The following is a 25,739-nucleotide window of genomic DNA, read 5'->3' on the forward strand; positions in this document are numbered from 1 at the left end:
GCAGCAAGCGTGTATGGCTTTATTGACATCAGTACCAATCCAGCAACGAAATACCTACACCCAGGTACGTCGCGTTGTGGTTGTAGTCGATGATGCTTTCGCCGTATCCCTTGAATAGCTCCATATAGCCACGCAGGTTGCCGACCAGCGGGAAACTCCAGGTCAACCGTCCGGCACCGTGTTGTTGGCTGCCGCCGCGTAGCGAATCGCGTAGCAGCAGGCCGAATTCCTGGCCATTCCATTCGTGGATGATCTGCACGTCGGCACGTCCGATGTAATGGGTGATGTCCGGATTGTTGTCATCCGCGGCCTGCTCGGGGATGCGCCACCATGGACGGAACATGATCGTCCAATTGGCGCGCTCGAAACCGATCTGTGCCATCACGCGATTCCAGCTACGCGAAAGCGGATCGGACTGGCCGTTGGACTGATGATCGACACCAATGCTGAGCAATCGTCCATTCCAGCCAAACACCTGGTAGTGGGTGTTGAACACCAGCATCGCTTCGGGTTCGTAATCGGTCTCGCGGAACGGGCGTGACAGTTTTGAGTTGTAGACCTGCCAGTAGGAGTCCTGGGTATAACCTACCCACAGGTCACCAACATCGCCGAACACGCCTTGCCAGATCTTGGTCTTCAGGCTGAGCTGGAACTTGCCTTCGACATCCTGCATCCCTAGCGGCGTATGCACGGCATTGACGGGATTGGGGCTGTAGGGAAGATTGTTCTGGTTGCTGGTAGCAAACACCGGTAGCACGTAGATCGGCTTATAGCCGCGCAGATTGAACGTGCCTAGCTTGCTTTCAGGGGACAATTCCCAGCGACTGTCGAGCAGTGAAAGCGGTGCTGGCGAAGTACCGTTGTCGGGTCCTCTTGCCACCGATTGTTCGTGCGAGAACACATTGGAGGAGGCCGTCACCGGTTCGGTGCGTTTTTGCGCCACTGGCAGCTCGTTGCGCCCGGTAGCCTTGTCATAGCAGGCAAGCCGTTGCGAATCGCTTTCGATGGCGGTGCAGGCCCGAATGTCCATGGGGTTTACGTTCTGGGCATAGGTGGCTGCATGGGCCAAAGATGCACATGTGCCCACCAGTAGGCAGCTAAACCATTGCTTCATGACGCTTCTCCAGGACGCCGTTCCCCGGCGCGTTCAGACCAAGTCTAACTACCTTGCGTGTAGAAAATAAAAAAACCGGCCATCAAAAAGGTGACAGCCGGCATGAATGACGCTGTTGATCAAGCGTCCTTGCTGTTGCTTAGTTGAGCTTGCTCACCCAGCGTTCGTATTGCGCTTTAGTGATGCTGTTGCCACCATCTGCGGCGTACTTGAAATCGTTGGCCAGGGGTGGGTAGGCATTCGCGGCGCTCTCGCTGATGACTTTGCTGCCACCGGAAAGCTGCTCAAACGAGGGTGGTGAAGCTGTGGATGGCGTCGGACCCAGTTTGGAATGGATAGTGACCTGTCCTTGTGCCGAATTGAACGTTACGCTGTTGTTGGAGCCGCTGGGGGACTGCATTGATTGCTGCGCAAGAACTGCGCTGGTAAAAAGCATGCTGGCGCTGATCAGGGAAACAAGAAGTGGGGTGTGATGTTTCATCTTCGTCGCTCCGTGCAGGAACACTCGACATATCCGACCGTGTCCTGTGCCAGGAGTTCATGGCCGAGGATGGTCTCGCCTTGTCAAGCTTGTAAGCACTGTAGCAAGGGCGTGATAAATGTCAGCACAACCAAACGGTAACGATTTCGTAAAGGCGACTATCCGTTGAGCGAATCTTCATCTGACACCAAGCCGATAGCGCTCACGCAGGCGCGTGCGCTGCAACTTGCCGCACAAGGTTTGTTGCAACCGCCGCGGCGGCGGGCGCGGCGCGATGATTTGTTGGAGGCCATTCAGCGCATGTGCCTGTTGCAGATCGACAGCATTCATGTCGTTGCCCGCAGTCCTTATCTGGTCCTGCACGCGCGCCTGGGCGAATATCCGCAAGTTTGGTTGGAAGAGGCGCTTGAAGCCGGTCGCATTGCCGAATGTTGGGCGCATGAGGCGTGTTTTGTCACGGCGAGTGATGTTGGCCTGCACCGCGCATGGAGGGCCCAATATGAGAGTAACCACTGGGCGGGCAGGCATGCGGCACGTGCCAAGGATGCGAGCATGCAGGAAATGCATGCGCTGCTGGAACGCGTGCGTGTTAGCGGTGCGGTGCGTGCATCGGATTTCGAACGCACCGATCGTGGTGTTTCCGGCTGGTGGAAATGGAAGCCGGAAAAGCGCTGGCTGGAAGCCTGGTTTTCATCCGGTGAATTGATGGTGACTCGGCGTGAGCGTTTCCAGCGCGTGTATGACCTTGCCGAACGTGTGCTGGCCAAACTCGATCCACCGTTTGATGCGGCTGTGCTTGGCATGCAACCGGCAGAACTGCGCAAACATTTCATTCTCGACAGTGTGCGTGCGCTGGGTATCACGCCAGCGCGCTGGATTGCCGATTATTTTCGCTTGAAACCCGCGGTGACCGATCGCGAGCTGGCGTTGTGTGTGGCCCAAGGTGCATTGCTCGGCGTGCAGATCGCAGGATGGGATATTCCGGCCTATGTCCATTCCGATCATGCGGAGTGGTTGGCGAAGGCTCGCCAAGGCCGCTTGCGCGCTACGCATACCGCGCTGCTGTCACCGTTCGATCCGTTGGTCTGGGATCGTACACGCCTGCGCGAGATGTTCGACTTCGATTACAGCATTGAGTGTTATCTACCTGCGACCAAGCGCAAGTACGGCTACTACGTTCTGCCTGTACTGCATCGTGGTCGCCTGGTTGGACGGCTCGATGCCAAGGCTCATCGTGCAGAAGGCGTGTTCGAAGTGAAGGGGCTTTTCCTTGAAGAGGACATCAAACCTTCGCAACGCATGCTCGACGAAGTGGCCCAGGCCATTGTCACCACGGCGGTGTGGCATGGCACACCAAAGATCCGGTTGGGACGTTGCAGGCCGTCAGCGGTCGCCTCCGTTTTGCGTGCGTACTGGTGCGATTGACGCCGGTTGGCCAGTTTGGGGTGGGGTGCCGGTGGCGGGGGCCGTACAGGAACGGTCCTGTACGGCAGCGTCGAGTTCTTGCCGCAGGCCGACGCAACGCGCTGGCAGGTAAGGGCGCACCTTGGGATCGGCCGCGCTCTGCTGCAGGCTGGACAGCATGGCCTGGTAATGGCTTTCGAGCTCGTCGGCTGGAAAGATATTCGCGGCGCGATGGCAGGCCAGATAGCGGTTCAGGTAGGCATTGCAGGCAGGAACGCCAATATCTATGGTTTGTGGCGTGGTCAGTAGCGTTGGCGTGGCTTGGCGGGCGGCATGGCTGCAACCGCCCAGCAGCCCCAGTGAGAGCCAGAATAGCCCTCGAGCGTAAGCGGGTTGAAAGAAACCTGCTTGGTTACCCCATGTCATGGATGTATCGCCTTTCACGAATGGATGACATTTAGCATAGCGTGTGGGACAAGAAGCTTTTCCATGCCTGAATGCCTATTCGCGTTGCCGATGCATTTGCGGTTATAATGGACGGACTGTGTTTGCCGGGGTCACCAGAGTCATGTGACCCGATGCAGCCGATTACGATCTGCCTCATCGCTCACCCTCCTAGGGTTTTCCTTCGCACACCAGTAAGTCGGCCACCATTGTGGTGGTTGAGTCTCTTTAGTTTTGAAAAACCTAGTTTTGGAGTGTGTTTCATGTCTGATCGTCAGATCGGTACCGTCAAGTGGTTCAACGATGCCAAGGGTTTCGGCTTCATCAGCCGCGACAATGGCCCGGATGTTTTCGTGCACTTCCGCGCGATTCAGGGCAACGGCTTCAAGAGCCTGCAGGAAGGCCAGAAGGTCAGCTTCAAGGTAGTGCAGGGCCAGAAGGGTCTGCAGGCCGATGAAGTCCAGGCTGCCTGATTGCCTGAATAACCGAAATCGGAAAAGCCGGGCTTTCGAGCCCGGCTTTTGTTTTGTTTTTGAAAGTCGGTTCACCCGCGGGATGTGAAGCCTCAATCACACCTCGATGGGCTCAATTCATTATGCTCTCTGCACTGTGTTTGCTTGGTAACGTGCGTAAACGGCGTGATTCGTCCGTGTCACCTCACCTGATCCCCAGCATCCCCAGTATGCCGTTGGCCCGGTCGGGTCGATGGGTCTTAGAGTCAAACGCTGGAACAGATGGAGTACATCATGTCAGATCGCAAGCACGGTACAGTCAAGTGGTTCAACGATGCGAAGGGTTTCGGGTTCATCTCGCCCGAAGACGGCTCAGCCGATCTCTTCGTGCATTTCCGCGCCATCCAGGGCAATGGCTTCAAGAGCCTGCAGGAAGGCCAGAAGGTCAGCTTCAAGGTGGTGCAGGGCCAGAAGGGTCAGCAGGCCGATGAAGTTCAGGCCAGTTAATTGCTAGAATAAATCGCTTTGAATCGATTTAAAAAGCCGGACTAAATGCCCGGCTTTTTTATTTTCTGAAGCATTTGGCAGCGATTATCGACGGTGGTTTTAAACGTGAAAATTTCATCACATATCGTTTTACGAAAATCACTATGCTGTATTCACTGTGTCTGCTCGGTAATACGCGTGTCCGCAATGCGGTCGTGTCCCGCAACGCTCCACTCGATCTAGGCATACCCAGTAAGCCGTCGGCTCGGGTGGGTCGACTGGTCTCAGAGTCAAACGTTTTAGCGGAGTGAGTTATGTCGGATCAACGCGAAGAAGGCACCGTCAAGTGGTTCAACGACGCCAAGGGTTTCGGCTTTATCAGCCGTAGCAATGGACCTGACGTCTTTGTGCATTTCCGGGCAATCCAGGGCAACGGTTTCAAGAGCCTGAAAGAAGGGCAGAAAGTGAGCTTCAAGGTGGTACAGGGCCAGAAAGGCCTGCAGGCGGATGAAGTAGTTCCAGGTTGAACTGCGCTTTATGAATAGATGAAAAGGCCGGCGAATGCCGGCCTTTTTGTATTTGCCCTTTTGCAGCGAACCTTTCATTGGTTAATCTGCTTTGATGTCAGTATCCCTCACATTCCCCGTAACCCATGCGGCCTCCAGCATCATCGTGCCGGTCGTTGCCCTTGATGGCGCACGCAGCGAATTGATCCTTGTGCAACCCGCCGACTATCCACGGCACGTGCTCTATTGGCTGCCAGCGATGGGTGTGCCTGCCAAGCATTACTTGCCAATGGCCGAAGCCTTTGCCGCGCACGGTATTGCTGTCGCCTTGCACGAATGGCGCGGCATGGGGTCCAGCGATCGTCGCGCTGGACGACGTGGCAACTGGGGTTACCGCGAATTGCTCGAAGCGGATCTACCGGCCGGTATTGAAGAAACACGTGCGCGTTGGCCGCGGGCGAAACTCTGGGTCGGCGGGCACAGCCTCGGCGGCCAGTTGTCGTGCCTATACGCAAGCCTTCATCAGGATGCCTTTGCCGGACTAGTCTTGATTGCCAGTGGCGCGCCGTATTGGCGACGCTTTCCGCACGGCGCATGGATTCTCTGGGCGTATGTATTGGCCGCGCCACTTGCGCAACTGATAGGGCATTTGCCGGGACGCAGGATCGGTTTCGGCGGCAACGAAGCGCGCGGCGTCACCTCCGACTGGTCGCGCAGCGGGCGTACGGGCCGTTACGCCGCCGATGGCATGGCGGTGGATTTCGCCAGGCAAATGGCTGCGGTAAAGCAGCCGGTGCTGGCCTTGCGCTTGCGTGATGATTGGATGGTGCCATTTGGTTCGCTGGAATGGTTGCTGGGGTTGATGCCACAGGCACCCAGGCAAGTCGGCGTGGTAACACCGGAACAGTTGGCCGGGCAGCGCGCCGATCATTTCACCTGGATGAAAGTACCGGATTCGCTTGCAGCACAATTGGTCGAATGGATGGATAGTTCTGTCATCATTTCCTCGGGCGGTGTCGGGCGGACTTGATCGTAGGCGGTTTGCCACCATGTGCGTGGCTTCACCTATGGCAACGCAATCATGAAACTGTTCGAACCTTATTCGCAGCGTAGCGTCACCTTGCGCAATCGCATCGTGATATCGCCAATGTGCCAGTACTCGGCTGTGGATGGGGTGCCGAATCATTGGCATTTCACGCATTTGGGCAGTCGCGCGGTGGGTGGTGCCGGCGCGGTCATTGCCGAGGCGACAGCGGTGTCGCCGGAAGGGCGTATTTCGGCATACGACACTGGCATCTGGAACGATGCGCAACGAGAAGCGTGGCGCCCTATCGCCGCATTTATCGAAGCGCAGGGTGCTGTTGCCGGCGTGCAGCTCGGGCACGCCGGGCGTAAGGCGAGTGTATTCCGTCCTTGGGAAGGCGGTGGTTCATTGGGTGCCGATCAGGGCGCGTGGCGGACGGTGGCGCCTTCGGCGATTCCTTTTGACGCGCACTGGCACATGCCGCAGGCGCTGGATGCCGAAGGCATACGCAAAGTAATTGCGGATTTCCGTGCAGCCGCCCTACGTGCTCAGCAGGCGGGATTCAAACTGATCGAATTGCACGGCGCACATGGTTATCTGTTGCATCAATTCCTGTCGCCATTGAGCAACCATCGCCATGATGAGTACGGCGGAGGTTTCGAACATCGCACACGCCTTGTACGCGAGGTGATTGCCGCCGTGCGCGAGGTGTGGCCGGTAGAGTTGCCGTTGTGGCTGCGTATTTCCGCGACCGACTGGGCCGATGGCGGCTGGAGTATCGACGAGAGCGTGCGCCTTGCCGGCGAGCTGGGCGCTTGGGGTGTGGATCTGGTCGATGTTTCCAGCGGTGGCTTGGTGCCGCACGTGAAGATTCCGGTTGGGTCCGGCTATCAGGTGCCTTTCGCAGCGCGTATCCGGCAGGAAGCAAGCATAGCCACAGGGGCAGTCGGTTTGATCACCGAACCGGCTCAAGCGGACGGCATCATTGCGGGCGGCGCGGCGGATGTGGTGCTGATTGCCCGAGCCAGTTTGCGCGACCCGTATTTTCCACATCGTGCTGCGCAGGAGCTAGGTGCAAGCATGCACGCGCCGGAGCAATATCAGCGAGCTTGGTAAGGATCGTCTCATGTGATCGAAGGCGTGGTGATCTGGGTGCTCCAAACTTAAGGTTCATGTCGGTGCTATTTCGGAGCGTATCGTCATCCCAGCGACTTTTAGCACGAAGGCACTGGATTCCAGCTTTCGCTGGAATGACGGACAGAGAATCTTCGGCGACTGGGTCGTCCTTAAGTTCGGAGCATTGGATCCATCATGCAAGGGATACCACTATGTCCGCTTTTGCCAACTTTCACGATTTCTATCCCTACTACCTCAACGAACATCGCGACCGGCGTTGTCGCCGCCTGCATTTCATCGGCAGCTCGCTGGTGCTGCTGATCGTACTGTTCGCACTAACGTCAGGAAATCTGGCTTGGTTATGGCTGGCACCTGTTGCGGGCTATGGTTTTGCCTGGATAGGCCACTTTGTTTTCGAGAAAAACAAACCGGCCACGTTTCGTCATCCGCTTTACAGCCTGATGGGCGATTGGGTGATGTATTGGGACGTATTGCGCGGCAAGGTGAAAATCTGATGGCGTAGGTCTCGAACAGGGCTGAATAAGCTGCAAGTCACCACGAACGCCGGTTTCGACTGAACGCACACTAACTTGTCACAAATGCCTGACAACCAATCCATGAGCTTCGCGTTAGATTTCCCATCCCCTGCGAGATCGATCGCCGGACGGTTATATCTGTGAATCACACTCACTCCCATGCGGCTCGAGCAAACGGTGTCGCTACCATGATCGTCATCGCTTGAGTGCTGTATGGCGACCATGCGTAAACAGTCAGCGAGGAATGAAGCATGGCCGGCAGGCGACATCGCCTGGATGGCGGGGATCCTGCTGCTTGGCCTGATCGTGCGTTTGTTTCGCATCGATCATCAGCCGTTCTGGCTTGACGAAGCCTTGACCTCACAACGCATTCACCTTGACTTGAATGGCCTGATTGCCGATAGCTTTACCAATCGGCACATGCCTACCTATTTCCTGCTGTTGCAGTTCATTTCCCAGTTTGGCAGTAGCGATGCCTGGCTGCGGGTTCCTTCAGCTTTGTTTGGTGCCATGTCGACAGGTGTGGTCTTTGCCATGGCGCGTCGTATAGGGGGGCGCGGTGCAGGCATGGTGGCAGGGTTGCTGATGGCCTTGTCGCCGCTGCAGGTGCAATACGGGCAGGAAGCACGTTCTTACACGCTGGTGACCTTGCTGATCACGATTGCGTTATGGGGATTGCTCCGTTTGGCACAGAACCCCGCGCGCGCCGCGCTTGATATTCGTCATGCTGACTCGGAGCGCTGGGGCTGGGCAACTTATGTGTTTGCAACCATCGCCGCGTTGGATGTGCTGGGTGATGCCGCTCCCTGGCTGATCGCTTCCAACCTTTCGCTATGGCTGATCTGGCGTGGCCTGTGGCTGGAGTCATCGCCGGATCTGAGTGTGGCGTTCCGACGCAATTGGCTGCTCAGCATTGCTGTGATTATTGCTTGTTGCGTGCCTTTCTATGCGGCGATCCTGGTGACTAGCGGTGGCCACATGATGCAAAATTTCGACTGGATCCCAGAGATGAGCTTGCAGCATCTGTGGGTGGTTGCCGGCAGCGTCTACCTGATGCGCATGACGGCGGTGGTGAAGTTCGACCTGTTGCACACGGCGGTGCCGATGCTTGGAGCAGTGGTGGCCTTAGCTGGGTGTGCAGGTTTGTTCCGGATGCGCCGGCGACTGGAAGGACAAGTGTTGCTGCTAGGCGTGATGGTGCTGCCGTTGTTGATCCTCGCCATCTCGTTGTTCAAATCGATGCTGCTACCGCGCTACATTCTGTGGAGCGCGGCGCCGTTCTTCGTACTAGTTGGGCTAGGCGCTGCGCTATTGCCAAGGCGTGCTTTGCCGGTTGCGATGACAGCCTTGTTCTTGATGGGGGTGGTCAACCTGGGGCCGGTCTACCGGGTGGAAACCAAGCCGCGCTGGGATATGGCCGCCGCCACGCTGGCCGCCAATGTGCGTCCCGGCGACACAGTCTTCACAGCCGATCCGAATGCACCGACTATGCTCACGGTGTTGCAGCCAAAACACGGCACACCGATCGAAGCCAATGCCCTGGTAACTTCGCAGCTCGATCAGGCTGTGGCGCGCTGGAAACAGGGTGGTCGGATCTGGGCCGTGAACGGCCGCTCGGCCTTGGGCGAACGTGAAGAACTGGCGGAGTTCAAGAATCGCATGGCGGCACTCGGCGCGCCGGCAGTGGAGATTCCCCAGGGCAAGGAAATCACCATTTTGATGTTCCCGGCGCCGGATGAGCCTGCACCAAACTAGTGTGGTGTCTCACAAGTAACGCGAATGCGGATGAAAGCCGTTGATCAGCGCGGCGGCATCCGCCGGGTCATCCTCGGCGGGGTTGTAGATCAGCAGGATCCGCAGATCAATCAGGATATGCATCAGGATCGGCAGGGCTAGGCCTCCGGAAAGGATGGCGAGCATGCCGAAGACCAAGCCAGCCGCTGTCGTTTCGATCACCCCGCGCCTGCCTTGGTAGATATGCCCGAGACCGAAAGCCATGGAGCTGAGCAGCCAGGCAAGCATCAGACTGAGGCTGGGTCCATCCGCAAGATGTCCGCGCAAATAGTGAAGCAAGAAACCGCGACATAGCAGTTCCTCGCACACACCAGCGGTGATGCTTAGCAACACCCACCACAGGCGTTCGGATCTGGAAACCGGCAACATGAAGCGGATGAAAGAGGCTTGGTAGGCTTTCAGATAGGTTTTGCGCATGTCTTTGCGGAACAGGCATTGGATGCTTGGCCACAGTATCCACGCAAAGAGCATAGCGATCAGCGCGCTCACGGCCGCCTGGCCTAGCGAATGGCCATCTCGCCAGGGCAGGTCGCTGGGCTGATGAGGTACGACCCGCAGCGTGCGCAGTGGAGCGAGCATTAAAGCTGCGACAGTGAAGGTCCACGTTGTAAGAACACTTCGGCGATAAAGAGCAAGCCGTGCGGTGCTGCTGCTGAATTGCTTCAAGCGCTGCATGGTCGGCAGGTTGATCAAGGGAAAGCCAAATACCAACGCGACGGCAAACACATCCTGTGCCAGGCCGAGATACCGATGCATGTCCACGAGGTTCCCCTTATGGCAAGTTGATGTTTGCATCTTTTCTTGTGGCGCTGCGGCTCGCAAGTTACCTCCGAATCGGGTTGATTGCTTCTGTATTGCATGATTGCCGACGGATGGTATCGATGAGGAGCGTTTTGTATCGAAGAAGGTAATTTTGATTACCGGAGCGAGCGAGACAAACAGCGCCAGTCACGGCACCATGTTTGGCACACCCATAAAAAAAGCCGCTTTGTAGCGGCTTTTTTTAGGTATTTGCAATAGCGATCAACGCTGGCGTGCCTTGAAGCGCGGGTTGCTCTTGCAGATCACGAATACTTTGCCGCGACGGCGCACAACCTTGCAGTCACGGTGCCGCTGCTTGGCGGACTTCAAAGAGGAAAGCACCTTCACGGCAGGCTCCTAGAACGAAAAGAATCAAAGAAAGCATACAACTATAACGATTTGAGTCTCTTATCACAAGCCCATAAATGTTTTGGCGGCTGCCACCGTTTCGAGGAACTGAGACACCACCGGCATAGGACCGTCGGCGCGGCTGGCGACGGCCAGCAGCAGATAGGCGTCCGGATCGGCCAACGGCACATAGCTTACGCCAGCCAGCTTGACGACCTGCATGCTCGCCGGTACAAGGGCCAAACCAATGCCAGCTGCGACCAATGCCAGCAGGCCGTTGAGCTGTTGAGCCTGCTGGCGTACCACGGGATGGAAGCCGGCCTTGGCCGCCAGTTGGACCAGTCGATCATAGAGCGTCGCGGCCAGCTCGCGCGGCTGGATCACGAACGGTTCGCCAGCCACTTCGACGAGTTCCAGTTGTTCGCGGCCGGCTAGGCGATGGTCTTCAGGCAGGGCGAGCAACAGTGGTTCGCGATCGATTACGTCCATCCGCAGGGCGTAGGCGTCATCTTCATGGCTGGGCATGTCGCGCACTAGGCCAGCATCGATCTGTCCCAGGCGAATGGCGGCGAACTGGGGTTGGGTATACATCTCGCTCAGCCAGATCCTGACATTGGGCGCGTTCTGGCCCATGCTGATCAAAATCTTGGGCAGGGCGGGATGGAACGAGACCGAAACCGTATAGGCCAGCCGCAAGTGTCCGCTGTATCCAGCCGCGGCTTCGGCGACCTGGATGCGTGTGTCGTCAGCCATGGCCAGGATCTGTCGCGCATGCTCGAGGAATAGTTTGCCCGGCTCTGTCAAAGTCACATTGCGCTTGTCACGTTTCAGCAGGCAGATGCCGAGATCATGCTCCAGGGCCTGAATTTGCTGGGAAAGCGGAGGTTGGGACAGGTGTAGTCGCTGCGCGGCCCGGGTAAAGCTCAGTTCTTCAGCCACGGCGATGAAGTAGCGGAGTTGGCGAAAATCAAACATATATGACTTTCGTATAAATGGGGCCTCAAATATATATTTGATTCTGTATCGCGTCGATCATATTATATGACTGTCGCGGCACTGACCCCCTCCCCTGAGTGCCGCTGACCCTCGCCCCGCAGCGACGCTACCCCCGTGGTATCTCGGTCTCCCTCCCCAGAGCCAATACCGACGCGTCGTTGGCGGGGCGCTTCTTTTTTGTCTGCGCAAGTTCCTGCGCAAGTCGAAGTGAAGACGATCATCCGGCCCGAAGTAGTGTTTAGCCATGCTCCGATTCCTCCCATTGGAACGGGTCTACGTTTGGAAGCATTGGCAATGCAGGAGTCTGTACCCCTTCATACTGCTACGGGAAACAAGGGTTCTTTCAATGGCGTCAAGTACTTGATCGAGCCGCTTTCCTACATCTTCGGCAAGGAAGCGCAGCACAAAATAGCCGTTCTCCTGCAGCAGTTGGTCCTTTCTCCGGTCTCGCCGGTATGCGTCGGCGTCGCCAAGATGCTGAGCGCCATCAAGCTCGATAGCGAGCTTGGCGTCGGCGCACAACAGATCCACTTCCATTTACCCCCATCCATCAAAGGGAATCGACAGCTCCACGTTGAGCCGGAAGCGTCCAGCGGTGAGCTGCAATGTTTCCAATCTGCGGAAGAGGAATGCCTCGGTAGCGCTGCGCGCCCGCTCGGCGCCTTCGGCATGGGGCGCGAAGGCTTTCGCCATATGCGCAAAAAGATGACCAAGGGGTGCATCCACACCGTCCCGGATAAGTCGCCGAACGCTGGCGGCGTAATCTTGTTTCCAGATCGGGTTGATTGGCAATGAAACCTCAGCTGGCCAGCCGGGAATGGCGCTGGCGGGAAGCAGTATTTTGTATCCGACCGCTTCATATCCGCGGCAACGCCGATCAAACATTCGGCTCAGCACAGGCAGGTTGAGATCAGCATAGTCGTAGACACGGACCTCGTGTTTTCCATCGAAGAGACGATGCAGGCGACCGACATATTGCGCGATCGTTCCTCGCCATGAAACGGGCATGGTCAGGAAAAGCGTATCCAGTCTCGCATCGTCGAATCCTTCACCGATATATCGCCCGGTGGCAAGCAGGACCCGCGGCTCATTCACCGGAACCTCGGTCAGACGCACCGCAACAGCCACGCGCTCCTTGCGTGTTGCTCCACCCTTCAGGATGATCAGATGAGGTACCTCACGCGAAAGCAGGGATGCCAATCGGTCCAAATGATCCTTGCGTTCCGTCAACACGACGGGCGAGCGCCCCTCCTTCATGGCTTCAATGACCTCACCGCAAATCAGCGCATTGCGCGCTTCGTTGTTGATCAAGTCGGTACACACGCCTTGGAACGCGATGCGTGTGTCGGGATCGGGTTCACGCATCGGGCGAAATGCTGTGGGACGGACGTAGACGAAGTGCTCGAAGGGTCTGATCGCTGCCTGTTTCTTGGCATCCACGCGATGTCGGATGGGGCCGCATTGCATGAACAGAATGGGATGGTGGCCGTCTTTGCGGGCGACCGTCGCGGTCAGTCCGGTGATGTATTTAGCGTTAGCACGGCGAAGGACCTGCTCGAAACTGGCAGCCGGCAAGTGATGGCATTCATCGACAATGATGTGGCCATAGTCACCGACTCGATCGTCGACCACGCCCTTGCGAACCAGGCTCTGGATCAACGCGACATCCAATATCCCGGTGAATTTCTTGCGGCCACCTATCAATTTGCGGAACGTGTTGTTTTCGGTCTTGAAGCTCGTTGCGGCCATGTCAATGTCCTGATCGTCCTGTCACCAGATCGTCTTTACGTGTTTATAGTTGCGAATCTTTTCGTCGCATGTCACGAGTGGAGCAGCAAGCTTGCGTGCCGTCGCCACAATCATGCGATCAGCTGGATCGTTATGGAATTCGCCTGGCAAATTTACGGATTTCACGCCAATTTCGATATCGACGGGAAGGACGCGAACGGCTTCGATTTGCGCCAAGGTGTTAAGCCAGTTGCTGACGTCCATCGACAGCACGAGTCTTTCGCGCTCCACGAGCATGGCGATTTCCCATGCTGAAATGGCCGAAATCACGATCTGATCGGCGTCGAGCTCATCTTCAATAGCTTTTTTGGCATTGGTGCTCAGAGCATCGTCACCATTCGCCCACCACACGAGGGCGTGGGTATCGAGAACGATCACTGCGCTGCTTCCCACGTCGCATTAATCGGTGCCGTGGGATCGAGATAGCGGACAACAGAGCCACGTAGCACATCGAGCGGATTGTGTTCAACCCTGCGATAGGGTCGGATCTCCAGCGTCGGCTTGCCGTGATCAGTCACGATCATGCGTTCGCCGGATGCCTCAATCTGCCGGAAGTATTCCAGCGCTCTTGCCTTGAATTCAGACTTGGAAACCTGATGATCTTCCATGGCACCTCCCATAGTCATTTGACCATGGTCATTATCGTAGGAAAGTCCGGGAGGCTGGGCAAGTCACCATGTGAGGAAGGGGTTGATAGAAATGCTTAGATTAGTGCTGTAAGTTCATGTCACTACTTGAATTTCATTCTACACTACAAGGTCGAAGCCAGCCGTGTTCCTTGTGCAATCGCCCGCTTGGCGTCCAGCTCAGCCGCCACATCGGCGCCACCGATCACATGCACTTTTTGCCCTTGCGCCATCAAGGTATCGGCCAAGCTGCGGTTCGGCTCCTGTCCGGCACATACGATGACATGCTCCACCGGCAGCACCTGGGTTTTGCCGTCCACCGTGATATGCAGGCCTTCATCGTCGAAGCGCTCATAGCTCACGCCGCCGAGCATGGTCACTTGTTTGTTCTTCAGTGTGGTGCGATGTACCCAGCCGGTGGTTTTGTTCAGGCGTGCGCCAGGACGCCCTTTGCTACGCTGCAAGAGCCATACTTGTCGCGTTGGTGGTTCGGGCTGCGGTGATTTGAGTCCGCCGCGTTGCTCAAGCTGCATGTCGACCCCCCACTCGCGTGTCCAACGTTCTACATCGGTGGTGGGCGAGGGGGTGTTTTCGATCAGGAATTCGGCGACATCGAAGCCAATGCCGCCGGCACCGATGATCGCTACGCGATGACCCACCCGTTTGTTGTGCGCAAGGATGTCTAGATAGCTCAATACGCGCGGATCGTTGCTGCCGGGGAAGCTCACTTTACGGGGTGTGATGCCGGTGGCGACGACCACTTCATCGAAGTTCGCCGCCGTGATGGAATGGGCGTCTGCCCGTTCGCCCAGACGCATACGCACACCGACGTCGGCAAGACGGTTGCGAAAATAGCGCAGAGTCTCGTGGAATTCTTCCTTGCCAGGGATGCGCTTGGCGTAGTTGAATTGGCCACCGATGTCGTTGGCGCCATCGAACAGCGTGACATCGTGACCACGTTCGGCAAGCGTTGTCGCGCATGCCAGGCCTGCGGGCCCCGCGCCAACCACGGCAATGCGTTTACGTACTTCTGTCTGCGTAATCTGCAGTTCGGTTTCATGGCAAGCGCGCGGATTCACCATGCAACTTGCTCGCTGGTTCTGAAATACATGATCGAGGCACGCCTGGTTGCAGGCGATGCATGTATTGATGCGCTCGCTGCGGTCGTTTTTTGCTTTTACCGCCCAGTCCGGGTCGGCGAGCAGTGGCCGCGCCATCGAAATCATGTCGGCTTCACCGCTGGCAAGAATCTGCTCGGCCACTTCTGGCATATTGATGCGATTGGTGGTGATCAACGGAATCGATACTTCGCCTTTCAGCTTCTTCGTTACCCACGCGAAGCCTGCACGCGGCACGCTGGTAACGATGGTGGGCACGCGTGCTTCATGCCAACCTATACCGGTGTTGATGATGCTGGCGCCAGCGGCTTCAATGGCCTTGGCCAGTGTCACGATTTCCTGCCAGTCCTGTCCACCTTCAACGAGGTCGAGCATCGACAGGCGATAGATGATGATGAAGTCGGGACCGACTGCAGCACGCATGCGGCGCACGATTTCGATCGGGAAGCGCATGCGCCGTTCCGCATCGCCACCCCAAGCGTCGTTGCGATGATTGGTGCGCACAGCGATGAACTGGTTGATTAGATAGCCTTCCGAGCCCATCACTTCGACACCGTCGTAACCGGCATCTTGCGCAAGCCGAGCGCAGCGGGCGAAGTCGTTGATGGTACGTTCGACACCACGTGTGCCAAGTGCTCGTGGCGTAAATGGTGTAATCGGCGATTTGATTTTCGACGGCGCTACCGACAGCGGGTGATAACCGTAACGTCCTGCATGCAGGATCTGCATGCAGATACGGCCACCTTCGGCATGCACGGCTTGGGTGATCTTGCGGTGCCGTGGCTTGTGCCAGGGCAGGGTCAGTCGACCGCCGAAAGGCTTGAGCCAGCCTTCGATGCTCGGAGCGATGCCGCCGGTCACCATCAGGCCGACGCCGCCACGAGCGCGCTCGGCGAAATAGATAGCCAGCTTGTCAAAATCGGCTGCCTTGTCCTCCAGCCCGGTGTGCATCGAGCCCATCAGGATGCGGTTGGGCAGAGTCACATGGCCCAGCAAAAGCGGGGCGAACAGGTGTGGGTAATTCATACGGAACCGTCTTCAAACGATCGTATGAATGTGCCTGCTATACATCCTGGGCGCAAGTGGTCCCGTTGCAGCAGGTGCGACGCTCAACTCAGCAATTGTCGTACCAGTGAGATGTATTGCCGCTTGGCGTCATCCTGGGACATGCCTTTGAGCAACGTCCAGGCCTCCTTTTTGGCGGTGCCGATGAAGTCGAAGAAGCCCGGATCGCAGCCACGGACGTCGCCATCCATACCTTGTCTGTAGAGTGCATAAAGCCTCAGCAGAGTGTCATTGTCGGGGCGTTCGTGCAGTTGCTTGATGTCTGCAGCGGCTTGCTCGAACTCGCGTTGAAGATCATTCATGGCTGATGGCTGGTACGGAAAAGTGATCGGTTGAGAGCTGGAGAGCATGCGCTTGGAACCCCTGTATACACGTTAAGCTAGGCACTTCCCGTGCCATCAGATCAGTCCATGCAAACACGTCCGCCTGCGCCTGTACTCACCATCGACGGACCATCCGGATCAGGCAAAGGCACCATCAGCCGGCTCGTTGCTGAGCACTTGGGTTGGCGATTGTTGGACTCCGGTGCGTTGTATCGCGCGCTGGGCTATGCAGCCGGGGCCGCCGGACTAGATCTGTCCGACGCCGAGGCAGTCACCCGTTGTGCTGAAACCACCCGGATCCAGTTCCGAGCGGCGCCTAATGATGGCGAAACGCGGGTCATCGTCAATGGTCGTGATGCAACCGACGAGTTACGGACCGAGACGGCGGGAGCGGCAGCGTCCGCGATTGCGTCAGTGCCTTCCGTCCGCAAGGCCTTGGTAGACCTGCAATTAAGTTTCCGCAAGCCGCCTGGCCTGGTGGCGGACGGGCGGGACATGGGCACGGTGATCTTCCCGGATGCAGCGTTCAAGGTATTCCTGACTGCCAGCGCCGCCGAAAGGGCGAAAAGGCGCTATAAGCAGTTGAAGGAAAAGGGACTAAGCGTTACACTTTCAACCCTTCAGAGCGAAATTGAAGCGCGTGATGCCCGCGATGCCTTGCGAGCTGTCGCACCGCTCAAGCCCGCCGCCGATGCAGTGCTGGTCGATACCACCGGCATGGGGATCGAAGACGTGGTCGCTAAAGTTTTGGCCGTCGTAAAGCCGTAACCCGGTTTGCGGCGGCTTTGGTGCTTCATGTCGCGGCATGGAGTTTGGGGTCAACGGTGCCAGGGAGCGATCCCGCAACACCCACAACCGGTGGGCCTGCCCAAGCGCAAACATCCGACGACACGCGATGGGTCAAGGGCCTTTTCTTAATTTACGGAATCAACATGACTGAAAGTTTTGCCGAGCTGTTTGAACAGAGCCAACAGGCCATCTCCAAACTGAAGCCGGGCGCCATCGTCACTGGCATCGTGGTGGAAATTCGCAACGATGTCGTTGTGATCAACGCGGGCCTCAAGAGCGAAGGCATCGTCCCGATCGAGCAGTTCAAAGACGAGAAGGGTGAGTTGGAAGTGCAGGTAGGCGATGAGGTGAAGGTTGCCCTCGACGCCCTGGAAGACGGTTTCGGCGAGACCAAGCTCTCCCGCGAGAAGGCCAAGCGTTCCATGGTGTGGGACGACCTCGAGCAGGCCTTCGACAAGGAAGAGACCATCACCGGCATGATCTCCGGCAAGGTCAAGGGCGGCTTCACCGTCGACATCAAGGATGTCCGCGCGTTCCTGCCGGGCTCGCTGGTCGATGTGCGTCCGGTGCGCGATCCGGTGTACCTGGAAGGCAAGGCCCTCGAATTCAAGATCATCAAGCTGGACCGCAAGCGCAACAATGTCGTGGTCAGCCGCCGTGCTGTCGTCGAGACCGAATTCTCCGAGGAGCGCGAGAAGCTGCTGGAACGCCTGACCGAAGGCGCGGTGGTGAAGGGCACGGTCAAGAACCTCACCGACTACGGCGCGTTCGTGGACCTGGGCGGCATCGACGGCCTGCTGCACATCACCGACATGGCGTGGAAGCGCGTGCGTCATCCGTCCGAAGTGGTCAATGTGGGCGATGAGCTCGATGTGCGCGTGCTGAAGTACGACCGCGAGCGCAACCGCGTATCGTTGGGTCTGAAGCAGCTGGGCGACGACCCATGGGTCGCCATCTCACGTCGCTACCCGGTCGGCAGCCGTTTGTTCGGCAAAGTTTCCAACGTCACTGATTACGGCTGCTTTGTTGAGATCGAACCGGGCGTCGAAGGTCTGGTTCACGTTTCCGAAATGGATTGGACCAACAAAAATGTCAATCCGGCCAAGGTCGTGCAGGTTGGCGATGAGACCGAAGTGATGGTGCTGGACGTGGATGAAGAGCGTCGTCGCATCTCGCTGGGTATCAAGCAGACCCGATCGAACCCGTGGGAAGCTTTTGCAGCAATGCACAAGAAGAATGACAAGGTGTCCGGACAGATCAAGTCGATCACCGACTTCGGTATCTTCATCGGCCTGGACGGCGGCATCGATGGTCTGGTTCACCTGTCCGACATCTCCTGGCAGGTTTCTGGCGAAGACCTTGTGCGCAACTTCAAGAAGGGCGACGAAATCGAGGCTGTGGTGCTGGCCGTGGATCCAGAGCGTGAGCGCATTTCGCTCGGCATCAAGCAGATGGAGCAGGATCCGTTCGGTCACTTCATGGCAGTGCATCCACGCGGCGCCATCGTCAACGGTACCGTGAAGGAAGTGGATGCCAAGGGCGCGGTGATCGACTTGGGCGACGGCGTCGAAGGTTACCTGCGCGCTAGCGACATCGCCAAGGATCGCATCGACGATGCTACTCAGCATCTGAAGGTGGGCGACAAGGTCGAAGCCAAGTTCACCGGTATGGACCGTAAGGGTCGCCAGCTCTCGCTGTCGATTCGCGCCAAGGACGAGGAAGAGCTGCAAGACGCCATGGCCGAATACTCGTCCGCGTCGAGTGGCACGACCAAGCTTGGTGATCTGCTCAAGCAGCAGCTCAACAAAACCGAGTAATGTAGTGCCTGCATCGGGGCGGTGTTGCACCGCCCCGATTCGTTCCACGTCACGGACATTGGGGACCCATGACCAAATCCGAGCTGATTGAGGCGCTGGCCAGGCGTCAAACCCATCTTGCGTTTGGCGACGTCGAGCTGGCGGTCAAGAACGTCATCGAGCAGATGAGCCAGGCCCTGGCCAGCGGTGAGCGTATTGAGGTTCGCGGCTTTGGCAGCTTTGCCCTGCATTACCGGCCTCCGCGCATGGGCCGCAATCCCAAGACTGGCGATGCGGTTGCGTTGCCTGGCAAGCATGTTCCGCATTTCAAGCCCGGCAAGGAGCTGCGCGAACGCGTCAACATGCATCTGATGGAAATGCGGGAAGACTGATCTTCATCGCTTCAACACGGTTATCCGACAGGCAGGTGGCTTAGGGTTGGTCTTGCCTTTCTTTTTTTCGGGACTCGGGACTGGTGTTACCTTGATTTAGGTGCAAAAAGTAACGCTTCGCGACCTTCTACATCACTTTGACTGTATTAGAAAAAGCTGTACGTCGTTTTGACGAATAGCTTTACAATCAAAGAGTTGCTGTTACCCCTTTTTGAGACCCTCATTCGCGCTCATTGGCGATAGCCCGCGATAATTTTGCTGCAAATAGTGACACTTCGGTTTTGGCGGCAGGCCGAAACGGCTGGACTGAAACTTGGCGGTCAACGCGAGGAACGAGCGCGAGGTCGGGCTGATTTCGTGGCCTTCTTCACCGGACCCGCACGCTTGGCCTTCGTTACTGGTCCCTGGGCCCGGAGAATGGCCGGCAAGTCCCCTAACGTGGCCCACTGGCGTTCTAGAGCATGTCGTCATAAGATTCTGAGCCACATGACGAGGCAGCGAATTTGCACAGCGGCAAGGAAAGAGGACAGATTCTTCGCGTAGCGTGTCGCCACACCACGCCACTGTTTCAGGTACAAAAACGCATTCTCAACCAGGTGGCGATGACGATACAGGTACGTGTCGTAGTCGCGCGGCTCTTTTCGGTTTTTACGTGGCGGAATATGCGCCTGCATGCCTTGCTCATGAGCCTGCTCAACAATGGCATCACTGTCATAACCTTTGTCGGCCATGAGATGCTCAGCAGGAATGTCTTTGATCAGTTCCGCGGCCTGCGAACAATCTGCCCGGGTACCCTCTGTAACAAGAATTCGGACTGGCATACCATGCGCATCCACGGCCAAATGTATCTTGGTGTTGCGCCCCCTTTTGTGAGACCTATGCCCTGATTGCCGCCACGAGCTCCCGCTGCATGAGGATGAACCTTGCAGTGACTGGCATCGATCATCAGCCACTCAAAGTCCGGCTCATCCATCACACGTTCCAACAGACCTTCCCATGTGCCGTTATCGCGCCAGCGACAAAAGCGCCGATGGGTATTCTTCCAATCGCCGTACTCGGGTGGTAAATCTCGCCACGGCGCTCCGGTGCGAAGTATCCAGAACACTGCGTTGATGAATTGCCGATTATCTTTGGCTACACGCCCCCATCGGCCCGCTTGACCCGGCAAATGGGGTTCAAGCAAACCCCATTTTTCATCGGAGATGTCATGGCGTCGATAGGCCGCAGTCACAGAGGATTCCATCCAGCAAGATTCGATGGCGGGTAGTTAACCATATTTCAACACCTCATGACGACAGGCTCTAGCGTCTCAACGCGAGCCCGGTAAGCGGCCACGTCCTGCTGCGCCGTGGTCAGACTGGTACGGAGGGTTACGAGTTCGTGCTGATGCCGCTCCCGTTCGGTGGTGCGCTCCTTCTCCATCGCGGCCAGCCGGGTGCGCAGCCCCTTGCTCTCCTGGCGAGCGCGATCCACTTCGGCATGACCGTGATCTTCCGTTGCGCGCAGTTGCTGTGTCAGGGTCTCGCGCTCCGCGGCCGCCGTCGTTTCTTGCGCCTGGAGACGCGTAGTCACGTTGAGGAATTCGGCTTCCAGCCGTTCGTTCCGCGTTTCCAGTGCCTCGCGCTGCTGCGTTAGATCGACGAGTTGCGCCGCCTGCTGCTCGACCAGGCGTTGAATATCAGCCAGACGTGCTGCCATGGCCGTTTCAGCTTGTTGCGCCTGGGCAAGCAGCTGCTGTTGGCGCACTTCTTTCTGTTGAAGGGCCTCCCGCTCGCGATCAAGCGCAGCTCGATCGCTGGCCAGTTGCGCGCGTTCGCCGGCGACTTCGGCCTGCACGGTTTCGCGGGCCTGCTGCCAGGCCCACGCCCACCATTGTCCCGCCAGTGCTGCGATCTCAGCCGGCGCGTCGGGGATCGTCGCTATCGCTTGGTGCGCAGTCAAGCGCGCGCCGAGCGCTTGCCACCAGAAGTCCAGCAACCGCGTGACCGTATTCGGTGAGCCGGTACCGAGGTGCGCGCGGATCCGTTCCACGGTAGGCCGCTCGCCAGCAGCGACCAGGGCATCGGCGGCGGTGTGAACCTGGGCTTCGGTGATGCCTTTGGTCATGACGGGCTTTCCTATGTGCGGCGGAGGCGGGTTTGGTGCTATACAAGCGATAAGGGATCGTTATCGCAAGTACGCAATTCAAATCGTTATGCATAGTACATATTACATATGAAACGAAACAGCGATTTGCGGCTTCCCGCCGTGCCTCCTATCCCCGCGCCGGAGCAACTGGCCGAGGAAGCGGCTGCGGCCGTGCGGGAAATCCTGGCCGAGGTCGCCTCGGCGAATACCACGCGCAGCTACGCGAGTGCGTTGCGCTACTGCGCGGCCTGGTATCAGGGCCGCTACGGCTAGCCATTTGCGCTGCCGCTGCCCGAAGCCGTGGTGATCCAGTTCATCGTCGACCACTTGGCCCGGCGCGGCGAGACGGCGCTCGCCTGGGAGTTGCCCTCGGCGCTCGATGCCGCCTTGGTCGAGGCGGGCCTTAAACAACAGTTGGGGCCGCTCAAACTCACCACGATCAGCCATCGCCTCGCGGTGTTGTCCAAAGCTCATCAGGCGCAACTTGTCGCCAACCCATGCGAGCAACCGGCCGTCCGCCACCTGATCGCACGCGCCCGGCGCGCGGCGGTCAAGCGCGGCGAACGCCCTACCAAGAAGACCGCCATTACCCAAATCGAGTTGGCGGCCATGCTGACCACCTGCGACAGCTCCTTGGTCGGTTTGCGCGATCGCGCCTTGCTGCTGTTCGCGTTCGCCAGCGGCGGGCGCCGGCGCAGTGAAGTGGCTGCTGCTGACATGGCGGATTTACGTCAGGTGGGTGATCGGGCGTTCGTGTACCACTTGGGGCACAGCAAGACCCAGCAGGCCGGGCCGAGTGCCACCTCGACCCCGGACAAGCCCCTCTTGGGTCCGGCGGCCGATGCGCTGGCCGTCTGGCTCGCGGCCGCTCAGCTCACCGAGGGTCCGATTTTCCGTCGGTTGTGGCGGCACCGCGTCGGCGGTGGACTTTCGCCCGCCTCGGTCGCCGCCATTGTGCAACGCCGTGCGGCGATGGCGGGACTGGAGGGGGACTTTGGGGGACACAGCCTACGCTCAGGTTTTGTCACCGAGGGTGGCCGCCAGGGCATCGCTTTGCCGGCGCTCATGGCGATGACTGAGCACCGCGCCGTGGGCAGCGTGATCGGATACTTTCAGGCCGGCGGTGTGACTGATAACCCTGCGGCACGCTTGCTCGACGATGGCATCCTAAATCCGTCGCCCGAATCGTCCACGCCACCGGCTCAGAACAACAGCGTGCCGCGACCTTGAGCGCAGCTATGGTCGGTTGCCAGACACAACGAAAGCAAATTAACATCAGGCACTTGGAACGGGGAGGCAGGATGCGTCATTGGATCATTGCACTGGGCATCATAATCGTCACGGGGGCTTTTCTCCCCGTGTATGGCGCTGCGCGGACGGCGCCTCAGACCCCTGGAACAATTATTCCCCAGCCAGACGCAGACATGCAGGTATTGCGCGCCATCCTTTGGCAGCAAGATGATCGCATCGATCTGGCGAAGGCCGAGATCACGCTCGATCATCTGATCGATCCATCTGTGGACCAAGCGGCGGAGTTAAAAGCGGTTGACCATTGGGCCGATCGCGTGCGGAACCGCATCCCTGCGGGCGCTACGACTTGGGCAAAGGTGATGGCGATTTACACCACCATCTACGTGCCGGGTCCTTGGAACGACGGCAAGAAGTTTGATTACAACTTTGACGACCCCTTCGGCAAAGATGTGCATACCACGATGCTTTCCAATTACCTTGCTACACGGCGAGGTAATTGCGTGTCGATGCCGATTTTCTTTGCGATCTTGGCGCAACGAATCGGGCTGCAGGTAACTTTGGCAACCGCGCCCAATCACCTACTGGTCAAGGTGAAGCTGGATGACGGGCAATGGAAAAACATTGAGGCCACGAGCGGCAGCACGCTGACTGATCAGGAGTACATGCAGCGATTCCAGATCACGCAGACAGCCGTCGAGAATGGGCTGTATCTGCGCCCGTTGTCCATGCGGGAGGCGGTGGTGGCCATGGCGACGCCGTTCCTGGAGGATTACGCCAAGCGCCGCACACCTGAGCAGATCATGGCCATGGCCGATTTAGCCCTAAGTTACGACCCCAAAGATGTGGGGGCCTTGATGATGAAGGCGTTGGCCTACGACAAGCAGGTGACGATTCAATACCGCAGCAAGTATCCCGATCCACGCCAGTTGAGCCCTGCCCAGCAGGCGGATTACCGCGCCTTGATGGACGGCTATTTCAAGATCGCCGATCAGCTACAAGCCATGGGCTGGCACCGACGCAGTGCGAAACAGGATGCGGAATACATGCAAGCCATTCAGAAGGCTAAAACAGCCGAAAACGGAGGTTGAATCATGGTTAAGCAGACAACTTTGGCACTGCTGGCGCTAGCAGCATCCATATCTAGCCACCAAGCCAACGCAAGTTATGCGAAAGGCAATCCACTGACTTACGTTGACCCATCGGGTAAAGTTGCTTACGTCAATGTCAGCGGCAACAACATTACCATCGTGCTGCCCATCGTGTTTCAGGGCGGCACCTGGGATCAGCAACAGGCCATGGCCGGGGCGATCACCGACGCCTGGAATGGACAGTTTGGGCAATACAACGTGCAAACGACCGTCGTGAACGGTTCGACGCTGACCACCCCCGTCAACACCATTCAAATCGACCCGGGTCAGAGCGATGCGCTCGGGCTTTCTCGCGTGTATGGCGATGCGATGAGTGGCAAGTGGTTCGCCAAACCGACGCGCACGTGCGGTTTGGACTACGCACATGAAGCCGGCCATTTGATGGGCCTGGGCGATCATCCGGGGACGAACCAAATCATGGACGACATCACGACCACGCCGACGGTCACTGGGGATGACATCACGTCGATCATCAACTCGCCCGTCAACATCATTACGCACGAGCACTGATGAAAGCTGCCCTGATCACCTCATTGTTTTTGACGACCAGCGCCGCGTCGGCAGCACCTGTCGTGTTCAGTAAGATCTTTGATGTTTGTGCAACGCCTGTCCATGGCGTGCACTACCACATAACTGATGGCCTGGATGCCGCGTCGGGAACGGCCAAGCAAGGCGCCGCCACGGTGAGCATCTTGATCGGGCGCCATCCGGAGCTGCCACCCGGCATCAAGAACCCATTTGGTACCACCTTGCCAACTGCGATCGTTTTGCAAGGGCAGGCGCCCAAGGCGGACGGCACTGGCAACGTGAGGTTGTATGCGTATGGCGTGGGCACGGTCAGCATGGGACCCAAGCCCTTCCAGGACCAAATTCTGATCACAGTTCAGGCCGATAGCGGTGCGATCAATCTCGCCTTGCTCGACAAAGTGGGCCACGCCCTCGTACGTTGCGGGCTGAACTGACGCAACAGAGCCTGCACGCCTATGAGCAAGGTCATCAAAGCTATCGTTTCCTGCTCGGGGATGTACTGCGGAAACGCTCGCTTTGCGTCAGCCTGCACCCCTGCTTGCTAGAGGGCACGGTTTTTTTGGCGGTTCCGGCTTAGAACTCCTTATCGGGGTAGTTACAAATAGCCAAAGACGAACACCTCGCGAATCGTTATCGGCAATGCCCTGTCAGCAGCGACGTGACGTGCAACCGAAACTGGTCAGGGGTGAACGTCGTGATCGGTTCACGCTGCGGCCACACCTTCATGATGGCAGCTCGGAAATTGGCGGGCATACTGCCTTGCTCGGGACCAATGATGTAGGTCTGCGCGGTGGTGACCGCATAGTGCGGATACATTTGCCGCGCGACATCTTCGAACCGACCAGGATCGATGGCGTCTTCGGCAAACACCAACAAGGCCACGAGTGCACCGCACCGGTCGCAACGCACCTCTTCGACAGGGATGGTGCCGCCGGGCATCGAATGCTTTGCTGCCAGGGGCGGTGGTGGCGTACTGCTCGGGCCGCGAATAGACTCCAGCGCCGTCACAATCTCATGCGACAAGGGTTCCAATATCGCGCGCCGTTGGACAAACATCGCCTCGCGTTCGTCGCCGGCGATTTCGGTAACCACGCAGGTTTCGCCCGACGCGGTACCCGTAACGCACAGGCGTCCCAATTCACCCAGCTCGGCGTGCCGAAAAACGTAGGCGATGCCGCCCGGCAATGGATCACGACGAAAGGACACATTCGGTGGCAGTTTTAATCCTGCAGCCACTTCGGCGGGCGATTTGCGTTGGGTAGTCATGTGAAATTCCGTTCGAGCTC

Annotated in this window: 29 protein-coding genes and 1 pseudogene; 15 read left to right on the top strand and 15 right to left on the bottom strand. The window is 58.0% G+C overall.

The window, feature by feature from the left end; all coding sequences use genetic code 11:
• Positions 1-28: 28 nt before the first annotated feature.
• Both EO087_RS03025 and EO087_RS03030 read right to left on the bottom strand, forming a co-directional pair.
• Positions 29-1,114 (bottom strand): phospholipase A, encoded by a 1,086-nt coding sequence (locus EO087_RS03025; RefSeq protein ID WP_128897586.1) that lies wholly within the window; start codon positions 1,112-1,114, stop codon positions 29-31.
• 139 nt (positions 1,115-1,253) lie between these two features.
• On the bottom strand, positions 1,254-1,595 hold the full coding sequence (locus tag EO087_RS03030) for a hypothetical protein (protein ID WP_128897587.1): 342 nt from the start codon (positions 1,593-1,595) through the stop codon (positions 1,254-1,256).
• Between the two features lie 165 nt (positions 1,596-1,760).
• On the opposite strand from EO087_RS03030, the gene EO087_RS03035 reads away from it, so the two are divergent.
• Complete coding sequence (locus EO087_RS03035) at positions 1,761-3,020, top strand: crosslink repair DNA glycosylase YcaQ family protein (RefSeq protein ID WP_240669114.1); 1,260 nt, start codon at positions 1,761-1,763, stop codon at positions 3,018-3,020.
• On the opposite strand, the gene EO087_RS03040 is transcribed toward EO087_RS03035, so the two are convergent.
• Positions 2,979-3,425: a hypothetical protein gene (locus EO087_RS03040; protein ID WP_128897588.1), complete on the bottom strand. Its 447-nt coding sequence runs from the start codon at positions 3,423-3,425 to the stop codon at positions 2,979-2,981. The genes EO087_RS03035 and EO087_RS03040 overlap by 42 nt on opposite strands.
• 281 nt (positions 3,426-3,706) lie before the next feature.
• On the opposite strand from EO087_RS03040, the gene EO087_RS03045 reads away from it, so the two are divergent.
• From EO087_RS03045 to EO087_RS03075, 7 genes are all read left to right on the top strand, one after another.
• On the top strand, positions 3,707-3,916 hold the full coding sequence (locus EO087_RS03045; RefSeq protein WP_090450316.1) for a cold-shock protein: 210 nt from the start codon (positions 3,707-3,709) through the stop codon (positions 3,914-3,916).
• A gap of 273 nt (positions 3,917-4,189) precedes the next feature.
• Positions 4,190-4,402: a cold-shock protein gene (locus EO087_RS03050; protein WP_128897589.1), complete on the top strand. Its 213-nt coding sequence runs from the start codon at positions 4,190-4,192 to the stop codon at positions 4,400-4,402.
• A 293-nt stretch (positions 4,403-4,695) separates the two neighbouring features.
• The gene (locus EO087_RS03055) at positions 4,696-4,908 is read left to right on the top strand and encodes a cold-shock protein (protein ID WP_128897590.1); all 213 of its coding nucleotides are present in this window, start codon (positions 4,696-4,698) and stop codon (positions 4,906-4,908) included.
• A gap of 145 nt (positions 4,909-5,053) precedes the next feature.
• Positions 5,054-5,917, top strand: coding sequence for an alpha/beta fold hydrolase (locus EO087_RS03060; protein WP_240669115.1), 864 nt, complete (start codon positions 5,054-5,056; stop codon positions 5,915-5,917).
• Between the two features lie 51 nt (positions 5,918-5,968).
• On the top strand, positions 5,969-7,027 hold the full coding sequence (locus EO087_RS03065; RefSeq protein ID WP_128897592.1) for an NADH:flavin oxidoreductase/NADH oxidase: 1,059 nt from the start codon (positions 5,969-5,971) through the stop codon (positions 7,025-7,027).
• Positions 7,028-7,239: 212 nt separating this feature from the next.
• Positions 7,240-7,542 (top strand): DUF962 domain-containing protein, encoded by a 303-nt coding sequence (locus EO087_RS03070; RefSeq protein WP_128897593.1) that lies wholly within the window; start codon positions 7,240-7,242, stop codon positions 7,540-7,542.
• 243 nt (positions 7,543-7,785) lie between these two features.
• A complete protein-coding gene (locus EO087_RS03075; protein ID WP_164931748.1) occupies positions 7,786-9,318 on the top strand; it encodes a glycosyltransferase family 39 protein in 1,533 nt (510 codons plus the stop codon).
• 9 nt (positions 9,319-9,327) lie between these two features.
• Here EO087_RS03075 and EO087_RS03080 read toward each other — a convergent pair whose 3' ends face one another.
• From EO087_RS03080 to EO087_RS03115, 9 genes are all read right to left on the bottom strand, one after another.
• Positions 9,328-10,113, bottom strand: coding sequence for a CPBP family intramembrane glutamic endopeptidase (locus tag EO087_RS03080; protein WP_164931749.1), 786 nt, complete (start codon positions 10,111-10,113; stop codon positions 9,328-9,330).
• A 267-nt stretch (positions 10,114-10,380) separates the two neighbouring features.
• Positions 10,381-10,506: a type B 50S ribosomal protein L36 gene (ykgO, locus tag EO087_RS03085; RefSeq protein WP_008215056.1), complete on the bottom strand. Its 126-nt coding sequence runs from the start codon at positions 10,504-10,506 to the stop codon at positions 10,381-10,383.
• Between the two features lie 63 nt (positions 10,507-10,569).
• Positions 10,570-11,481, bottom strand: coding sequence for a LysR substrate-binding domain-containing protein (locus EO087_RS03090; protein WP_128897596.1), 912 nt, complete (start codon positions 11,479-11,481; stop codon positions 10,570-10,572).
• A 294-nt stretch (positions 11,482-11,775) separates the two neighbouring features.
• Entirely contained in the window at positions 11,776-12,039 is a 264-nt protein-coding gene (locus tag EO087_RS16360; protein ID WP_205744423.1) for a DUF559 domain-containing protein, read from the bottom strand.
• Positions 12,040-13,251 carry a DEAD/DEAH box helicase family protein gene (locus tag EO087_RS03095; RefSeq protein WP_205744424.1) on the bottom strand — a complete coding sequence of 404 codons (1,212 nt, stop codon included), beginning with the start codon at positions 13,249-13,251 and terminating at the stop codon, positions 12,040-12,042.
• Between the two features lie 21 nt (positions 13,252-13,272).
• Positions 13,273-13,668: a type II toxin-antitoxin system VapC family toxin gene (locus EO087_RS03100; protein ID WP_128897597.1), complete on the bottom strand. Its 396-nt coding sequence runs from the start codon at positions 13,666-13,668 to the stop codon at positions 13,273-13,275.
• Positions 13,665-13,898, bottom strand: coding sequence for a type II toxin-antitoxin system Phd/YefM family antitoxin (locus EO087_RS03105; protein WP_128897598.1), 234 nt, complete (start codon positions 13,896-13,898; stop codon positions 13,665-13,667). The genes EO087_RS03100 and EO087_RS03105 overlap by 4 nt, the downstream gene beginning before the upstream one ends.
• A 143-nt stretch (positions 13,899-14,041) precedes the next feature.
• Positions 14,042-16,060, bottom strand: coding sequence for an NADPH-dependent 2,4-dienoyl-CoA reductase (locus EO087_RS03110; RefSeq protein ID WP_128897599.1), 2,019 nt, complete (start codon positions 16,058-16,060; stop codon positions 14,042-14,044).
• Between the two features lie 83 nt (positions 16,061-16,143).
• Positions 16,144-16,401 carry an acyl-CoA-binding protein gene (locus tag EO087_RS03115; RefSeq protein ID WP_128897600.1) on the bottom strand — a complete coding sequence of 86 codons (258 nt, stop codon included), beginning with the start codon at positions 16,399-16,401 and terminating at the stop codon, positions 16,144-16,146.
• A gap of 108 nt (positions 16,402-16,509) precedes the next feature.
• On the opposite strand from EO087_RS03115, the gene cmk reads away from it, so the two are divergent.
• The 3 genes from cmk to EO087_RS03130 all read left to right on the top strand — a co-directional run bounded on the left by cmk (position 16,510) and on the right by EO087_RS03130 (position 19,399).
• Entirely contained in the window at positions 16,510-17,190 is a 681-nt protein-coding gene (gene cmk / locus EO087_RS03120) for a (d)CMP kinase (protein WP_128897601.1), read from the top strand.
• A gap of 164 nt (positions 17,191-17,354) precedes the next feature.
• Entirely contained in the window at positions 17,355-19,028 is a 1,674-nt protein-coding gene (rpsA, locus tag EO087_RS03125) for a 30S ribosomal protein S1 (RefSeq protein ID WP_128897602.1), read from the top strand.
• A gap of 68 nt (positions 19,029-19,096) precedes the next feature.
• Positions 19,097-19,399 carry an integration host factor subunit beta gene (locus EO087_RS03130; RefSeq protein ID WP_128897603.1) on the top strand — a complete coding sequence of 101 codons (303 nt, stop codon included), beginning with the start codon at positions 19,097-19,099 and terminating at the stop codon, positions 19,397-19,399.
• A 467-nt stretch (positions 19,400-19,866) separates the two neighbouring features.
• Here EO087_RS03130 and EO087_RS03140 read toward each other — a convergent pair.
• Positions 19,867-20,642, bottom strand: a protein-coding gene (locus tag EO087_RS03140) for an IS5 family transposase (RefSeq protein WP_240669003.1) whose coding sequence is annotated in 2 segments (ribosomal slippage) — positions 19,867-20,273 and positions 20,273-20,642 — 777 coding nt in all. Because the reading frame shifts where the segments join, the coding sequence is not laid out codon by codon here.
• Between the two features lie 35 nt (positions 20,643-20,677).
• Positions 20,678-21,505: a DNA-binding protein gene (locus EO087_RS03145; RefSeq protein ID WP_128897604.1), complete on the bottom strand. Its 828-nt coding sequence runs from the start codon at positions 21,503-21,505 to the stop codon at positions 20,678-20,680.
• A gap of 108 nt (positions 21,506-21,613) precedes the next feature.
• Here EO087_RS03145 and EO087_RS03150 point away from each other — a divergent pair.
• From EO087_RS03150 to EO087_RS03165, 4 genes and pseudogenes are all read left to right on the top strand, one after another.
• Positions 21,614-22,756: pseudogene (locus EO087_RS03150) on the top strand (site-specific integrase).
• Between the two features lie 71 nt (positions 22,757-22,827).
• Positions 22,828-23,865 carry a transglutaminase family protein gene (locus EO087_RS03155; RefSeq protein ID WP_164931750.1) on the top strand — a complete coding sequence of 346 codons (1,038 nt, stop codon included), beginning with the start codon at positions 22,828-22,830 and terminating at the stop codon, positions 23,863-23,865.
• Between the two features lie 3 nt (positions 23,866-23,868).
• Positions 23,869-24,435 carry a hypothetical protein gene (locus EO087_RS03160; RefSeq protein WP_128897606.1) on the top strand — a complete coding sequence of 189 codons (567 nt, stop codon included), beginning with the start codon at positions 23,869-23,871 and terminating at the stop codon, positions 24,433-24,435.
• Entirely contained in the window at positions 24,435-24,887 is a 453-nt protein-coding gene (locus EO087_RS03165; protein ID WP_128897607.1) for a hypothetical protein, read from the top strand. The genes EO087_RS03160 and EO087_RS03165 overlap by 1 nt, the downstream gene beginning before the upstream one ends.
• A 196-nt stretch (positions 24,888-25,083) precedes the next feature.
• Here EO087_RS03165 and EO087_RS03170 read toward each other — a convergent pair whose 3' ends face one another.
• Complete coding sequence (locus EO087_RS03170; RefSeq protein WP_128897608.1) at positions 25,084-25,719, bottom strand: hypothetical protein; 636 nt, start codon at positions 25,717-25,719, stop codon at positions 25,084-25,086.
• Between the last annotated feature and the right edge of the window lie 20 nt (positions 25,720-25,739).

It is taken from the genome of Dyella sp. M7H15-1 (genome assembly GCF_004114615.1).
In the GTDB taxonomy this organism is placed as follows: domain Bacteria; phylum Pseudomonadota; class Gammaproteobacteria; order Xanthomonadales; family Rhodanobacteraceae; genus Dyella_B.

Excerpts from the sequence above, each read along its gene's own strand:
- EO087_RS03105 (WP_128897598.1), bottom strand. The coding sequence starts at position 13,898 with ATGGAAGATCATCAGGTTTCCAAGTCTGAATTCAAGGCAAGAGCGCTG.
- EO087_RS03055 (WP_128897590.1), top strand. The coding sequence starts at position 4,696 with ATGTCGGATCAACGCGAAGAAGGCACCGTCAAGTGGTTCAACGACGCC.
- EO087_RS03170 (WP_128897608.1), bottom strand. The coding sequence starts at position 25,719 with ATGACTACCCAACGCAAATCGCCCGCCGAAGTGGCTGCAGGATTAAAA.
- EO087_RS03045 (WP_090450316.1), top strand. The coding sequence starts at position 3,707 with ATGTCTGATCGTCAGATCGGTACCGTCAAGTGGTTCAACGATGCCAAG.
- EO087_RS03075 (WP_164931748.1), top strand. The coding sequence starts at position 7,786 with ATGCGTAAACAGTCAGCGAGGAATGAAGCATGGCCGGCAGGCGACATC.
- EO087_RS03065 (WP_128897592.1), top strand. The coding sequence starts at position 5,969 with ATGAAACTGTTCGAACCTTATTCGCAGCGTAGCGTCACCTTGCGCAAT.
- EO087_RS03165 (WP_128897607.1), top strand. The coding sequence starts at position 24,435 with ATGAAAGCTGCCCTGATCACCTCATTGTTTTTGACGACCAGCGCCGCG.
- EO087_RS03050 (WP_128897589.1), top strand. The coding sequence starts at position 4,190 with ATGTCAGATCGCAAGCACGGTACAGTCAAGTGGTTCAACGATGCGAAG.
- EO087_RS03095 (WP_205744424.1), bottom strand. The coding sequence starts at position 13,251 with ATGGCCGCAACGAGCTTCAAGACCGAAAACAACACGTTCCGCAAATTG.
- EO087_RS03025 (WP_128897586.1), bottom strand. The coding sequence starts at position 1,114 with ATGAAGCAATGGTTTAGCTGCCTACTGGTGGGCACATGTGCATCTTTG.
- cmk (WP_128897601.1), top strand. The coding sequence starts at position 16,510 with ATGCAAACACGTCCGCCTGCGCCTGTACTCACCATCGACGGACCATCC.
- rpsA (WP_128897602.1), top strand. The coding sequence starts at position 17,355 with ATGACTGAAAGTTTTGCCGAGCTGTTTGAACAGAGCCAACAGGCCATC.
- EO087_RS03110 (WP_128897599.1), bottom strand. The coding sequence starts at position 16,060 with ATGAATTACCCACACCTGTTCGCCCCGCTTTTGCTGGGCCATGTGACT.
- EO087_RS03115 (WP_128897600.1), bottom strand. The coding sequence starts at position 16,401 with ATGAATGATCTTCAACGCGAGTTCGAGCAAGCCGCTGCAGACATCAAG.
- EO087_RS03030 (WP_128897587.1), bottom strand. The coding sequence starts at position 1,595 with ATGAAACATCACACCCCACTTCTTGTTTCCCTGATCAGCGCCAGCATG.
- EO087_RS03040 (WP_128897588.1), bottom strand. The coding sequence starts at position 3,425 with ATGACATGGGGTAACCAAGCAGGTTTCTTTCAACCCGCTTACGCTCGA.
- EO087_RS03145 (WP_128897604.1), bottom strand. The coding sequence starts at position 21,505 with ATGACCAAAGGCATCACCGAAGCCCAGGTTCACACCGCCGCCGATGCC.
- EO087_RS03070 (WP_128897593.1), top strand. The coding sequence starts at position 7,240 with ATGTCCGCTTTTGCCAACTTTCACGATTTCTATCCCTACTACCTCAAC.
- EO087_RS03080 (WP_164931749.1), bottom strand. The coding sequence starts at position 10,113 with ATGCATCGGTATCTCGGCCTGGCACAGGATGTGTTTGCCGTCGCGTTG.
- EO087_RS16360 (WP_205744423.1), bottom strand. The coding sequence starts at position 12,039 with ATGGAAGTGGATCTGTTGTGCGCCGACGCCAAGCTCGCTATCGAGCTT.
- EO087_RS03090 (WP_128897596.1), bottom strand. The coding sequence starts at position 11,481 with ATGTTTGATTTTCGCCAACTCCGCTACTTCATCGCCGTGGCTGAAGAA.
- EO087_RS03160 (WP_128897606.1), top strand. The coding sequence starts at position 23,869 with ATGGTTAAGCAGACAACTTTGGCACTGCTGGCGCTAGCAGCATCCATA.
- EO087_RS03130 (WP_128897603.1), top strand. The coding sequence starts at position 19,097 with ATGACCAAATCCGAGCTGATTGAGGCGCTGGCCAGGCGTCAAACCCAT.
- EO087_RS03155 (WP_164931750.1), top strand. The coding sequence starts at position 22,828 with ATGCGTCATTGGATCATTGCACTGGGCATCATAATCGTCACGGGGGCT.